This window comes from Enterobacter cloacae complex sp. 372C4 (assembly GCF_050030615.1).
GTDB lineage: Bacteria > Pseudomonadota > Gammaproteobacteria > Enterobacterales > Enterobacteriaceae > Enterobacter > Enterobacter intestinihominis.
In genome coordinates, this window is the sequence record NZ_JBLGUQ010000002.1 from 253,452 (window position 1) to 266,095 (window position 12,644).

At 49.2% G+C, this 12,644-nt stretch carries 15 protein-coding genes; 11 read left to right on the forward strand and 4 right to left on the reverse strand.

Annotated elements, in window-relative coordinates; all coding sequences use genetic code 11:
* Window positions 1-3 precede the first annotated feature (3 nt).
* The 9 genes from ACQG11_RS24350 to ACQG11_RS24390 all read left to right on the forward strand — a co-directional run bounded on the left by ACQG11_RS24350 (window position 4) and on the right by ACQG11_RS24390 (window position 8,644).
* Window positions 4-1,212, forward strand: coding sequence for a DUF4236 domain-containing protein (locus ACQG11_RS24350; protein ID WP_000506888.1), 1,209 nt, complete (start codon window positions 4-6; stop codon window positions 1,210-1,212).
* 17 nt (window positions 1,213-1,229) lie between these two features.
* Window positions 1,230-1,697, forward strand: coding sequence for a tellurium resistance protein TerW (gene terW, locus ACQG11_RS24355; protein ID WP_001176767.1), 468 nt, complete (start codon window positions 1,230-1,232; stop codon window positions 1,695-1,697).
* Between the two features lie 463 nt (window positions 1,698-2,160).
* Window positions 2,161-2,799: a vWA domain-containing protein gene (locus tag ACQG11_RS24360; RefSeq protein ID WP_001388628.1), complete on the forward strand. Its 639-nt coding sequence runs from the start codon at window positions 2,161-2,163 to the stop codon at window positions 2,797-2,799.
* Window positions 2,800-2,821: 22 nt separating this feature from the next.
* A complete protein-coding gene (locus ACQG11_RS24365; protein ID WP_032610462.1) occupies window positions 2,822-3,463 on the forward strand; it encodes a TerD family protein in 642 nt (213 codons plus the stop codon).
* Window positions 3,463-4,101 (forward strand): vWA domain-containing protein, encoded by a 639-nt coding sequence (locus tag ACQG11_RS24370; protein WP_015062986.1) that lies wholly within the window; start codon window positions 3,463-3,465, stop codon window positions 4,099-4,101. The genes ACQG11_RS24365 and ACQG11_RS24370 overlap by 1 nt, the downstream gene beginning before the upstream one ends.
* 88 nt (window positions 4,102-4,189) lie before the next feature.
* Window positions 4,190-5,230, forward strand: coding sequence for a TerY-C metal binding domain-containing protein (locus ACQG11_RS24375; protein WP_015062987.1), 1,041 nt, complete (start codon window positions 4,190-4,192; stop codon window positions 5,228-5,230).
* Complete coding sequence (locus tag ACQG11_RS24380) at window positions 5,230-6,867, forward strand: PP2C family serine/threonine-protein phosphatase (RefSeq protein ID WP_015062988.1); 1,638 nt, start codon at window positions 5,230-5,232, stop codon at window positions 6,865-6,867. Before ACQG11_RS24375 ends, ACQG11_RS24380 begins: the two co-directional genes overlap by 1 nt.
* 25 nt (window positions 6,868-6,892) lie before the next feature.
* Window positions 6,893-8,392 carry a helix-hairpin-helix domain-containing protein gene (locus tag ACQG11_RS24385; RefSeq protein ID WP_032610464.1) on the forward strand — a complete coding sequence of 500 codons (1,500 nt, stop codon included), beginning with the start codon at window positions 6,893-6,895 and terminating at the stop codon, window positions 8,390-8,392.
* A 198-nt stretch (window positions 8,393-8,590) separates the two neighbouring features.
* Entirely contained in the window at window positions 8,591-8,644 is a 54-nt protein-coding gene (locus ACQG11_RS24390) for a DUF4113 domain-containing protein (protein ID WP_223203177.1), read from the forward strand.
* A gap of 51 nt (window positions 8,645-8,695) precedes the next feature.
* Here the strand turns inward: ACQG11_RS24390 and ACQG11_RS24395 are convergent, their stop codons facing one another.
* Window positions 8,696-9,505, reverse strand: coding sequence for a DsbA family protein (locus tag ACQG11_RS24395; RefSeq protein WP_015062990.1), 810 nt, complete (start codon window positions 9,503-9,505; stop codon window positions 8,696-8,698).
* A 105-nt stretch (window positions 9,506-9,610) separates the two neighbouring features.
* Here ACQG11_RS24395 and ACQG11_RS24400 point away from each other — a divergent pair, with 105 nt between their 5' ends.
* On the forward strand, window positions 9,611-10,222 hold the full coding sequence (locus ACQG11_RS24400) for a hypothetical protein (RefSeq protein WP_015062991.1): 612 nt from the start codon (window positions 9,611-9,613) through the stop codon (window positions 10,220-10,222).
* Window positions 10,223-10,280: 58 nt separating this feature from the next.
* Here the strand turns inward: ACQG11_RS24400 and ACQG11_RS24405 are convergent, their stop codons facing one another.
* The 3 genes from ACQG11_RS24405 to ACQG11_RS24415 are packed head-to-tail and all read right to left on the reverse strand — an operon-like array spanning window position 10,281 to window position 11,905.
* Window positions 10,281-10,703, reverse strand: coding sequence for a hypothetical protein (locus ACQG11_RS24405; RefSeq protein WP_015062992.1), 423 nt, complete (start codon window positions 10,701-10,703; stop codon window positions 10,281-10,283).
* Between the two features lie 34 nt (window positions 10,704-10,737).
* Window positions 10,738-11,130, reverse strand: a complete 393-nt coding sequence (locus tag ACQG11_RS24410) for a hypothetical protein (RefSeq protein WP_032610466.1) — start codon at window positions 11,128-11,130, stop codon at window positions 10,738-10,740.
* 25 nt (window positions 11,131-11,155) lie between these two features.
* A complete protein-coding gene (locus ACQG11_RS24415) occupies window positions 11,156-11,905 on the reverse strand; it encodes a thioredoxin fold domain-containing protein (protein WP_032610468.1) in 750 nt (249 codons plus the stop codon).
* Window positions 11,906-12,052: 147 nt separating this feature from the next.
* On the opposite strand from ACQG11_RS24415, the gene ACQG11_RS24420 reads away from it, so the two are divergent.
* Entirely contained in the window at window positions 12,053-12,568 is a 516-nt protein-coding gene (locus ACQG11_RS24420; RefSeq protein WP_032610469.1) for a lytic transglycosylase domain-containing protein, read from the forward strand.
* Window positions 12,569-12,644 lie beyond the last annotated feature (76 nt).

The following is a 12,644-nucleotide window of genomic DNA, read 5'->3' on the forward strand; positions in this document are numbered from 1 at the left end:
ATAATGGGGTTCAGGTTCAGAAAGTCGATCAACATTATTCCTGGTGTTCGCCTCAACCTGAGTAACGGTGCACCGAGCCTGAGTGTCGGGCCGAGAGGTGCTTCCGTTTCTTTTGGAAGCCGGGGGACCTATGCCAATCTGGGCTTGCCCGGTACCGGGCTGAGTTACCGTACCCGGCTTGACCGGGCCGCGCGTTCCGGAGGTGGGAACCGGACGGCTACCGACCCGGGGCTCAGACAGGCGCTTGAGCAGGAAGCCGCTGATCTCATGTCAGCGGTGACCGCAATCCGTAATATTCACGAGCTGACGCCGGATCCTAAAACAGGCATCAGCTGGGCAGAGCTGGAAGCAGTATACCTGCATAACAGAACGTCGCCTTTTCAGGTTCCGGCACCGGTGCGTCCAGAAAAGCCAGACTATCTTGCATTGCCGGAAAAGCCTGCCGAGAGCGAAGGCATTAGTTTTCTGGGTAAATGGTTTGAATCGGAATCAGCTAAAGCTGAGCGCCACGCCGAAAATCTTCGCCGGTGGCAGCAGGAGCTGATTGATGTGGAGCGTGAGAATACCCTTCGACAGCACCGGTACCAGCAACAACGGACGGCCTGGGCCGAACAGTATGCAAACTGGAAGTTTGAGGCTGAAGAACATGAAAAACGGCTCGCCACGGCTCAGGCAGATGCCCGGCAGCAGTTCCGGACAGACGCCGCGTTTTTCGAATCATACCTGGCGGGTGTGCTGGCAGAAACTGAATGGCCGCGTGAAACGCTTGTTGCATTTGAAGTAAAGCCGGAGCTATCAGCAGTCCTGCTGGATGTTGATTTAGCTGAGATTGAAGATTTCCCTGATAAGATTTACGGCGTTAATGCCCGGGGCACGGAGCTGACGGAAAAAGCCATGACGCAAAAAGCCGTACGCGAAAACTATGCCCGCCACGTCCATGGCTGCTTGTTCCGCCTGGTCGGTATCGTTTTACATACGCTACCGTTCGACAACGTGATTGTGTCAGGCTTTACGCAACGGGTCAGTAAGCGGACCGGCTATCTGGAGGATGAGTATATCCTGTCCTGCAAATGCAGTCGCAGCCAGATGTCGTCAGTAAATTTTGCAGGCTTAGAACACATTGATCCGGTTGAAGCGTTAGGCGATCAACCGGTTATTCGAAAGATGAGCAGTACCTTCATTTTTCAGCCTATTGAACCACTAACCCTTTAAGCAGGCTAAATCTTACGATGCAATTAAATACCAGACAGGCCCGGATTTTTAAGCTTGCCAACTTACTGGGCACCGGCAAGCCCGTTTCCGCTGCCGACATTATAACCAGTCTGGAATGCTCAGAGCCGACATTAACCCGGGCACTCAAAGAGCTACGCGAGTCATATTCTGCGGAGATCAAATACAGCAAGGCAGGTCATTCATACCATCTCGTTAATCCGGGCCAGCTGGATAAAAAGACCCTTCGCCGGATGAATGAAGCGCTCGCACAGAATGCTGAACTGAAAACCGGTGAGTCCACAGGGAAGGTCGTACTCGATAAGGATAAAAAAACAGCCGTGTCATTATCGCTACGCATGCGGATTTTAAGAAAAATTGACCGTCTGGCTGCGCTGAGTGGCTCGACCCGAAGTGAAGCGGTAGAGAAGCTGGCTCTGCACTCCGTTGATGAACTGATAAAAGAATACAGCGCTAAAAAGTCCTGACGCTAAATCTCAGACCGGGGTGAAAACCCCGGTTTTGTCATATTTCACCTCTGTATCTGCGTGACGGAGTTTTGATCTATTCTCCTCCCGCAATGTCAGCAGCGCCTTTCTGCCTACAAAACCTGGTGTCTTGACATCCTCTTGTGCTACACATCAATCTTTGGGCGATTTACACTCCATTCATGCAGATCTGTGATGTATGATGATTTTCATACATAAGAAAGTTTATTTTTGCCGGAGTTTTTTTCAGAAATCTTATATTCCAGTACGGTCTGAATTTTTTTCTCTGATAAGAGGCCATTCACATGTCGGTAATTCAATGGTGGTTAACTTATTTCTTTAATGCCGCTTCTGAGTATTTAATCTCCACCCGACAGATGTCGTGCCGTTTTATCAAATCTACAAACTCTGGCCTCTTCCTGAAACTACTCTCCTCTTCCGATCTCTTAAGAAGGAATTACATTTGAGACGCTTACCCGTATATCTGCTACTCGACACGTCCGGCTCTATGCACGGAGAGCCTATCGAAGCGGTTAAGAATGGCGTTCAGACGCTGCTTACCACGCTGAAACAGGATCCGTATGCACTCGAAACGGCTTACGTGTCAGTGATCACCTTTGATTCTTCAGCCCGACAGGCAGTCCCCCTGACAGACCTCCTGAGTTTCCAGATGCCAGCACTAACAGCCAGCGGCACCACGTCTCTTGGCGAAGCGCTTACCCTGACGGCCAGCTCCATTGCCAAAGAAGTACAGAAAACGACGGCTGACACTAAAGGTGACTGGCGTCCCCTAGTATTCCTGATGACGGATGGAAGTCCGAATGATGACTGGCGTAAAGGCCTGAATGACTTTAAAGCCGCCAGAACCGGCGTTGTTGTGGCATGTGCAGCCGGGCATGATGCCGATACCAGCGTCCTCAAAGAAATCACTGAAATCGTGGTTCAGCTCGATACAGCTGACAGTTCGACGATTAAAGCTTTCTTTAAATGGGTCAGTGCGAGCATTTCGGTAGGCAGTCAGAAAGTGGAGTCCAGCAAAAAAGAAGTGATCGGTCTTGAAGACCTGCCACCGCCGCCGCCAGAAGTAAATGTGGTCTTATAATTTTATTAATTAAGGGGATGTCATGTCTGTCAGTCTGAGCAAAGGCCAGGGCGTAAGCCTGAAAAAAAATGAATACGATCTCTCGTCCGTTACTATCGGCCTGGGTTGGGATATTAATGAGGAAAAGAAAGGTTTCCTCGGCGGGATCTTTGGTAAAAAAGAAGAAGAATACGACCTTGATGTGATCGCTTTCCTGTGTAATTCAGCCGGAAAGGTGACCGATCTCGGCAATGTGGAAAATGGTAAACCAACGCTTGTGAATGGCGATATCATCTTTTTCAACAGCCTTCGCCATAAGTCAGGCAATATCTGGCTGACAGGCGATAACCGAACCGGAGCCGGTGACGGTGACGATGAGCAAATTATTGTGCGCCTGAATTCCCTTGACGCTCAGTACGAGAAAATTGTGTTCATCGTTCAGATCTACAATGGTGAAAAGCTCCAGCAGCACTTTGGTAAAGTTCAGAATGCCTTCATCCGGGCAGTAGATGCCCGTAATATTGAAATGGCACGATTCGATCTTTCTGGCGGACCCGCCTTTGCCAGCCAGCGCTCCATGGTCTTTGCCGAGCTGATACGCGAACCTACAGGCTGGAAACTCAAGGCAATTGGTGAGCCTTCAGAATCAGATTCGTTTGTCTCACACCTGAGGAATTACATCTGATGCGTCGCCTGCCTGTTTACCTTGTTATCGACACCTCCGGTTCAATGCGCGGTGAGTCCATCCATTCCGTTAACGTTGGAATTCAGGCGATGCTAAACGCACTCCGCCAGGATCCATACGCCCTCGAAAGTGTCCATGTCTCCATTATCACCTATGACAATGAGGCGCGTGAGTTTATTCCTCTCACGCCGCTGGAAGACTTCCAGTTTTCTGACATCGTTGTGCCAAGCGCTGGCGGGACGTTCACCGGCGCTGCCCTTGAATGTCTGATGCAGTGTGTAGACCGGGATGTGCGTCGCTCAGATGGTGATACAAAAGGAGACTGGCGTCCCCTGGTATTCCTGATGACTGATGGTACGCCTTCTGATGCCATGGCGTACGGTGAAGCGGTAAAAGCTATTCGTGGCCGGGGATTTGGCTCCATCATTGCCTGTGCGGTAGGTCCTAAAGCAGGCCACGAGCATTTAAAACAGCTCACTGATAAGGTTGTGTCTCTGGAGACTCTCGACTCAACCGCTTTTGCAGGTTTCTTTAAATGGGTTTCGGCCAGCGTTTCTTCCGGTAGCACAAGCGCGGGGATCAATGCCGGAACAGATACCCTCCCACCTCCTCCACCAGAAATACAGCTGGTGCTCTGACAGACAGGAAGGTGCTGCTTTACCCGGCAAACGCCTTCCTTTACAGAACCGTTTTCTGCTGACTGTTACCAGCCGTACGAGGGATATTATGAGACGCCTTCCCGTTTTTTTTGTTCTGGACTGTTCAGAGTCCATGATCGGTGAAAACCTGAAAAAAATGACTGATGGTCTGCAAATGATCGTCGGAGATTTAAGAAAAGATCCACACGCACTGGAAACGGCCTGGGTCTCGGTAATCGCATTTGCCGGAATAGCCCGCACGATTGTACCTCTGCACGAAATTGCCTCGTTCTACCCTCCCCGCCTTCCCGTTGGCGGCGGCACGAGCCTTGGGGCTGCATTGCGTGAGTTGACCGTGCAAATTGATACTCAGGTAAGAAAAACCACTCATGAGACTAAAGGCGACTGGAAACCCGTAGTGTATCTCCTTACCGACGGACGTCCGACTGACGACACAACCTTAGAAGTGAAACGCTGGAAAAATAACTACGCGAGTAAGGTGAATCTCATTGCCGTTGGCCTGGGACCGTCAGCGGACCTGAATATCCTGCGGCAGCTGACAGAAAATGTCATGCTATTCACAGAGTCACAGGAAGGCGACTTTACCCGCTTCATCAAATGGATCACGGCCTCGGTTACTGCTCACAGCCGCAGTGTCGGGGACGAAAAACAACCGGAGCTCAGCCAGACTGAATACATAGTTCGCCTGTCCAAAGACGAGTATGTAAAAGCGTACGACGAAAACTGCGTTACGCTCACCGGGCGTTGCAGCAAGACTCGTCGACCGTACCTGATGAAATATGAACGGCCACCAGCAAGGGTTTCCGGGCTCGATTTCAACCTGAACCTGAACAACTTTAATATTGCCGGATGCTATCCCATTGATGAGGACTATTTTGCGTGGTCAGATGCCACCGCTACCGATTTGCAGGTAAACACAAGCGAACTGCATGGTGTACCGGGTTGCCCCCACTGTGGTAATGCCAGTGCGTTTGCCATGTGCTCATGCGGGAAGTTGCTCTGCATTGATGGCCCCGATGACGTGATCTGCCCATGGTGTGAAAAAGGTCTTTCATTCAGCAATGATGGCGGAAACACTAACTTCGACGTAAACAGAGGGAGAGGTTGATGTCGCAAAATACGTCACTTGAAGAAAAGATTATCCGCTTAGTTCTGTCTGAGCTCAGCCACACCGCAGAAGGTGAGCGGCTTTCCCTTCCATCCCAGGATCCTGCCCTGTCTGCCGAGGTTATGCAGCTTATAAAGCGGATTGAGAACCTTGCAAAAGGTACCTCTGCACTGGTTAACGAAGGTGAGAACGAATCAGTGACTGCCCTCCCGCCTGCTCCAGGCCTTGCCGAAAAGCAACAGCCGGTCGGGACTGATGAGGATATGCAGGGAAACCACGCTATTGACAAAAAAGAGACGCAAACAGCCACAGTCAACGAAACCAGCCCTACATTGTGGAAATTGATGCCTTTTTACGAACTTCAGAAACCAGGAAAAAATGAAACTGAAAACCAGCCGTCTCCGATACTAAAACCTGGGCAGGTACCGGAAAGCCAGCATCGGACCGGGTCAGCAGTGCAATGTGTAATGCCCCCGACAGCGAGAATAACCATACCCAACGCCCGCGCAGGCGAACGTTTCTCTTCGCCGGTTGCCATCATACTGGATGAGGGTGGACGGGCGACGATAAGAGACGTTGTCTTTCCCCGGGACATTGGCTTGTCGTATAAAAAAGAACAAGGGTTGCTCACTGGCATACCCACTGAAATTGGCGATATTGAGCTTTCAGTACTGTGGTCATACACTTCGCACGACGAATGCGAAACAAAGTTACTTTTTGTAGTAAACCCGGATCCGAGAAGCCTGTGGAAGGTAATAGAACCACCAGCAGACGCTCCCTACCCTAAGGCCCATCTGGACTCTGCTGGCCTGGTCAGAGATAACATATGTATTGCTGCCGCCAGTCGCCGGGGCCGCTCTCATGAGCATGCCGGGAGCTTCAGAGATGATGACTTCTATATCAACCACTGCCAGGAAACAGGATGGTCTGTCATGCTGGTCGCAGACGGGGCCGGTAGTGCAGTAAATTCCAGAGAGGGATCGCGAATTGCAGTCATGACGGCTGGCGATTACCTTTTCAATCAGCTCAGTGGAGTGAAAGGCGTCCGTTTAAAAGAGCATATCACGACTTGGGAAGGGAGCGATCAGCAGGCAACCATAAACGCCATGCTTCATCATTTTAAACAGGCAGCTACGCTCGCGGTCAACAGCATCCAGAACGAAGCCATTTGTGCAGAACAACCTGTGAAATCCTATTCAACAACCCTTCTTGCAACTGTAGCACTGCGAACTGAAAACGAGCTGTTTGCAGCTGCTTTCTGGCTTGGCGATGGTGCGATAGGTGCATACAGTCCTTCAGGTAAAGTCAGGATACTTGGAAATCCCGATAGCGGAGAATACGCAGGACAAACCCGCTTCCTTGACCAGAGCATTATCGCAGACCCATCATTTACTGGTCGCATCAGCGTGGGCAAATGGAATGACGTATCTCACTTGATCCTTATGACCGACGGCGTATCAGACCCTCTGTTTGAGACTGATAACGGGCTTCGCAGTGACGAAAAATGGACCCGTCTCATTAATGAGATCTCCCCTATCCTCGCAGACGCCAGTATTGCGTCTGAGGGGTTAGGCGACTGGTTAAACTTTTTCTCCACTGGGAACCATGATGACCGCACTATTGCGGTGTTGTGGTAAGGGATACGCTTTTTCGGTGATCAATATGGCAAATATCGTTACGTGTAAAACAAAGAACGGCGAAACAGTCCAGTATGTTGACGAGGTGATTGGTTCAGGCTCGATGAAGGATGTTTACTTTTCGCCTGATAAATCTTACGTCGTCGCTTTTTATCAAAAACCGCAGAATGAGCAGGCCCGGGATCGTATTGATATGATCACCGGCCGCTACAGGCAAAACATTTTTGGACAATCCGGTGGCGAATACTGGAAGGATCTGTTTTGTTGGCCGACCCACGTTGTTGAGCATGGGAATAAAATCGGTATCGTGGTTCCAACCTACCAGAACCATTTTTTCTTTAAATATGGTTCCAAAAACGATGATTTTCTGGATATTAAAGGCCGGGAGAAAGAAGGCAAATGGTTTGCCAGCGCCAGCAACCAGAATAAATTCCTCGATCCGCGTGAACGAGGCAATACGCTTACCTATCTCAAAGTCTGTCTGCTGCTGACAAGAGCCGTCAGAAGGATGCATGCAGCTGGCCTCTGTCACAGCGATCTCAGCTATAAAAACGTGCTGATTGATCCAGAAATGGGCCATGCCTGCATCATTGACGTAGACGGCCTAGTCGTTCCTGGAAAGTATCCTCCCGATGTGGTGGGCACTCCGGATTTTATCGCTCCGGAGGTGGTGAAAACCAGCCATCTTTCCAAAGAAGATCCGAACCGCGTACTGCCAAGCATTACTACTGACCGCCATGCACTGTCGGTGCTTATCTACATGTACCTGTTTTTCCGTCATCCGCTACGTGGCGGAAAAATACATGACATGTCGGATGAAGTGCGTGATGAAACCTTATCAATGGGTGAGAAAGCGCTCTTCATTGAACATCCGACAGACAAAAGTAATGCAGTCAAAATCAGTCAGTTATCCTCCTTTTCACTTCCCTGGGCTGACCCGGGTAAAATTCCTTACACCATCATGGGTCCCTACCTGACGTCATTGTTTGATCGAGCCTTCATCGATGGCTTACATGATGCCACAAAACGCCCTACCGCCGATGAGTGGGAAAGTGCCTTGGTTAAGACCGTTGACCTGATACAGCCCTGCCAAAACACGAAATGTGAACAGAAGTGGTACGTTTTCTCGGGTAAGACAAAGCCGGTCTGTCCTTACTGCGGTACGCCGTATAAAGGTAAGTTGCCAGTGCTTAATTTTTATTCTTCTCGTAAAGAAGGCAGCTATCGTCCTGACGATCACCGGTTGATGGTCTGGAGCGGGCAGTCTATCTATGCGTGGCATGTGAATCGTCTTATCGCGCCAAATGAACGTACAACGGATGCACAAAGGAAACGGGTTGGTTATTTTGTTTACCATAACGATCAATGGTGGTTGGTAAATGAAGGCATATCAGGACTAATGTCATTACCGGATAAGCGGCAGATTATGGTTGGGGAAAAAATAGAACTGAAGAATAACGCTCAATTTGTTTTGTCAAAAGAGGAAGGTGGCAGGCTGGTAGTCGTTCAATTAGTAGAAAACTAACAAATATCTCTTACCAGATTTTAGCTGTTACGGCATTGAGCCACTCATCGCGACTAATTCGATGAGCGGCCCGCCAAACGAGGCTGTGAAGCGCTTATGAAGGCGATGGATCGGTTTAACAAAGAGCTGCGTAGCTCTCTGTTCCTGCTTGGGGAAGGGATTCAGCAGGATTTCAGGGGGTAGCAGACCATACTGTCAATGTCGCCACGGTATACCACTCGCTGGAATGAGCTACTTGTCGTAAAAGCCTGACATCCATGCCAGTGTTACCCGGCATGGTCAGTTCTGGCATGAAAAGCTACTTTAACCACCACGGGCCTTCTGGATTGCGTATTTCAGGGTAGCTTCGTCGACAGCCCCCGGGATGAATGATGTCGTTGCAGCATCGGGTTTTTGCATGTTCATGATAATGAACCCTGGCGTTCCGCTGATCCCGAGAGCTTCCCCCAGTTGCATATTTCCGGAAATGACATTCTCATAGCGACTTTTTTCTCGATCGCTGAATGAGCTGTTGAACCCGGATTTATTCACCACCATGTCTAAATCACTGAGCGTAAACCCTCGCTGGTTGTTGAAGAATACATACGCGCTGGTCATCAGGTTGTTGTGGTACTTACGATACGCTTCAGCGCCAAATGCCTGGTACACATGCAGGCCTGTCGCCGCCCCCATCGCAGAAACGGGTTTCGAACCAGCGAAGATTGGAAATTCTTTAAAGAAGAATTTAACATCGCTGCTCTGGCTCAACACGGATTCAACGACCGGCGCTACCTTCATACAGAAATGGCACTGGTAGTCGAAAAACTCGATGACGGCGACGGCCGCATTATCCGGTCCAATGTTGGGAGTCTCTTTGGTCTCGAAGAGAGCCGGTGCGTAAGGGATGATCCGCTCAAGGGAGGCGTTGGTATTTTGGTTTTCAAGAGCCTTACCCGCTTCAAGCAGATACTGAGGATTTTTTACCAGATAGGTAGCCGCTACCTTTCCTACTTCATCGTTACTGGGGAGCTCAGTTTTAAAATATTTCGACGTGATATACACAGAGCCAGCCGTCGCAATCAACACAGAAATTAAAACAGACGCTACGGGTTTTAAATAATTTAATTTAGTCATAGCCACCTTTACGAATTCAACTTGTTAGTTATCAACCTGTGTTCGATTATACTGTCACAGCACATCGGAATTATTCGTTAAAGAACCCTTTTTGGAGGAATTAGAATGTTACGGCATTTATTCTTACTGACCGCCACAACGTTCTTATGTGGGTGCAGCTATCATTTCGGGAATGATGTTGATGCTTACGATTTAATGTCACGCCCGGTAGGCAACAAGAAATTTGAAATTGTAGCGCCTGATGACAGTATACAATCGCGCATGTTTGCAGCCCGGTTTGCGAGTGGATTAACGGGGATAGGGTTTAATATTTCCAACCATCTGCCCGACTATATTCTCAGATTCAGTTACAGTAAGACCCAGGAAAATATGCAATACAGTGAACAGCTGGTGACGGGCATAACCGGATATGTCGTCGAGAAGAAGACAACGAAAAAAGATAAACACGGGCAGACTCAGACGGACTATGACTATAAACCCGTCAGCGGGATCGTGGGGTCAGAGACGATATCACAGAGGCATTTCTGGCGCCGCCTTGATGTGGAAGTCTACCCTGCGGGGAAAGGGGCACAACAGGTTCTTAAAGTCAGTATGCAGAGCAATGCGCCAATCCCATCGGACAGCATTGCGTATTCCGCAATGATCGACGCTCTGGCCGGGAAACTGGATGCCCCGCTACGCTCCGGAAACTATGTCGCATCGGTTCCCTGGAACTAATGACCAGCACCGCAACGCCCAACCGCAAAGTGACTTTTCTCACCTGCATGCCGCACCTTTACCGGCCTCCTCTGTTGAAATCATAGAGCCGGTAAAGATCACCGATCGTCATTGCATCCACTTTGGACACGAACAAATACTCAAACTGCGCTTTCTGAATATCTGACACTGACGCATCGTCCAGCACCTCCTGGTAAAATCGAGCACTGATGCATCTCTCCGGATGCATGAACTGGTACCGACTCTGGAGAACCACCATTAGTAAAAACAGAATCAGCAGAACGAGAAGTAATATTTGGTTGGAGAGCTCCAGTCCCAGCGACACACCGATGGTTGCCAGGAAACAGAGAGTCCATCCGACCAGGGCAAAAGGAGCCTTTTGGATCTTTTGTTGGTAATAACGGAAGATCACCGGATCATTTAAATACCGCTTATCCGGTAATCCCGTTGCCCGGGTGACAATGCTGAGCCAGAGCGACATTTTCTAACCCCCAAATCGCGGATATACGGCGCTCTCAGGCCATACGTTCATAAAAGGCAACCAATGGCTGGGTGATGGGGTTTTGTACAAGCTCGGGGCGAATGGCTTTCAGCTGCCTTACCGGCGCTAGCTCATCCGTCGGCTTCACGATTCCATTGCCCGGACCTTTCCGGGTACTGTCGGTGTTCACCTTTAGCCTGTCATTATTCAGATACGATTCAACCCGCTTAGACATGGCGTCGCTGGGGGATGATGCGTCATTAAGTTTTTTTAAAACCGCGTCTTTATCCGTCTGAGCCGCAGAGACCAGCAGTTCACTGCTGGCCTCAATGTCTGCGTTGCAGGACCCGAACTGGCATTGGGCCGCAAAGACGGGTTGAGTGCCAACCGCCACGAGCATTAACGTTGTCAGTATTACAGATTTCATAATCACCTCTTGCAGTCGTGAAAAGTCACTTTTGTGCGGTGCCCATGCGGGTCACCAGATTTTCCGGGCTCAACCAGCCGGTGAACAACTGAGGTTTACCCGACAGCGTTACCATGGTTGGCGTACCCTGAAGCGGAATAGTTGAAGCAACCTGGAAATGCGATTTGATAATATCGAGGCAGGCCGCGTCAGGCCGTCCTTCCGGAATGATTGATATCGAGCTCATTGCAGCATCCAGCGCATCATTAGGTTTGGCCGCACACCAGATTTTTGCCATATTCCCCGCGACCACGGAGTTCAGGCCTGCACGCGGAAAAGTGAGGAATTTTATTGAGATCCCGGCATCGAGATAGGATTGAAGATCATGATGTAGTTTCTGGCAATACCCGCAGGTTATATCAGTAAACACCGCCAGGCGATATTTTTCATTCGCCGACTTATATTCTATGGATTTTGTTTTAGCAGCAAACTCCCTGACGCCTTTCAGTATCGCCTGTTCCGTTGTATTCTCCACATCTTTGCCGTTAACATGAAACAAGCTCCCGGTAAAAATGTAATCACCATCTTTGCTGACGTAACTCACGCCTTCTCTTGAAATCACGGTATAAATATCTTTTACTGGGGATGGTTCAATATGCTCGATGGACAGCCCAACTTCTTTTAATTTCTTCAGTGCTGCATCAGGAAGCACGTCAGTTTTCACTGTCTGGGCATTCATGCTAAAGGCCGTACAAGATGCCAGTAATAAGAATGATGCCTTGATAGTCTTATTCATTTCAGCTCCTTTAATGGAGCATTAATACTATCATGCGAAAAAATCCTCCAAATTCGCTTAAGGGACAAAATTCCCTCCCTATAGTAAAAATTTTTAGCCCGCGATGTGGGAGAATATCCAGTATGTAATTCCAGTGGAGATTATCTCGTGTTTATACCACCAGCAGATGATGTGAAACCTATTCCCGTTCCTGTTGAAGTCTACACACAGTGCATTACCGATGCCTCCCGCTTTTTCGGGATTGATGCAGAATTGGTCTTTACGCTTTTTGATAATGAAGGCGGAAAAGTGGGAACGTTCAGCCGGAATAAAAATGGCACTTATGATATTGGACCTATGCAGATCAATTCGTCCAATCTGCCGGAAATACGTGGCCACTTTCCGTCTGTTACCTGGCGGGTATTGGCCTATGACGCCTGTGCCAGTTTCTGGGTAGGTACCTGGTGGCTTTACCGGAAAATTGTAGACCGAAATGGTAATGTATTTGAAGGGATTGCCGATTACAACAGCAAAACCCCTAAGGTCCGGGCGAGGTATATCTTTAACTTCATGGTCAAATACAATCGCCGGATTCAGGGCCGGAATGGCATGGACGAGTTATATCAGTGGACGCAACCAAAGACCCAGTACAACGGACATATTGTAAAAAATGTTCCGGAGTAAATTACCCCCCTACTCTCCAATTTATTGTTTAGTTGTTTTACGTGGCTGTGAACAATTCATCACTGAGCGAGTGAAA

Bases quoted from the DNA above. Each gene is read 5' to 3' on its own strand.
- ACQG11_RS24350 (WP_000506888.1), top strand. From the start codon at position 4: ATGGGGTTCAGGTTCAGAAAGTCGATCAACATTATTCCTGGTGTTCGC.
- terW (WP_001176767.1), top strand. From the start codon at position 1,230: ATGCAATTAAATACCAGACAGGCCCGGATTTTTAAGCTTGCCAACTTA.
- ACQG11_RS24365 (WP_032610462.1), top strand. From the start codon at position 2,822: ATGTCTGTCAGTCTGAGCAAAGGCCAGGGCGTAAGCCTGAAAAAAAAT.
- ACQG11_RS24370 (WP_015062986.1), top strand. From the start codon at position 3,463: ATGCGTCGCCTGCCTGTTTACCTTGTTATCGACACCTCCGGTTCAATG.
- ACQG11_RS24375 (WP_015062987.1), top strand. From the start codon at position 4,190: ATGAGACGCCTTCCCGTTTTTTTTGTTCTGGACTGTTCAGAGTCCATG.
- ACQG11_RS24380 (WP_015062988.1), top strand. From the start codon at position 5,230: ATGTCGCAAAATACGTCACTTGAAGAAAAGATTATCCGCTTAGTTCTG.
- ACQG11_RS24385 (WP_032610464.1), top strand. From the start codon at position 6,893: ATGGCAAATATCGTTACGTGTAAAACAAAGAACGGCGAAACAGTCCAG.
- ACQG11_RS24395 (WP_015062990.1), bottom strand. From the start codon at position 9,505: ATGACTAAATTAAATTATTTAAAACCCGTAGCGTCTGTTTTAATTTCT.
- ACQG11_RS24400 (WP_015062991.1), top strand. From the start codon at position 9,611: ATGTTACGGCATTTATTCTTACTGACCGCCACAACGTTCTTATGTGGG.
- ACQG11_RS24405 (WP_015062992.1), bottom strand. From the start codon at position 10,703: ATGTCGCTCTGGCTCAGCATTGTCACCCGGGCAACGGGATTACCGGAT.
- ACQG11_RS24410 (WP_032610466.1), bottom strand. From the start codon at position 11,130: ATGAAATCTGTAATACTGACAACGTTAATGCTCGTGGCGGTTGGCACT.
- ACQG11_RS24415 (WP_032610468.1), bottom strand. From the start codon at position 11,905: ATGAATAAGACTATCAAGGCATCATTCTTATTACTGGCATCTTGTACG.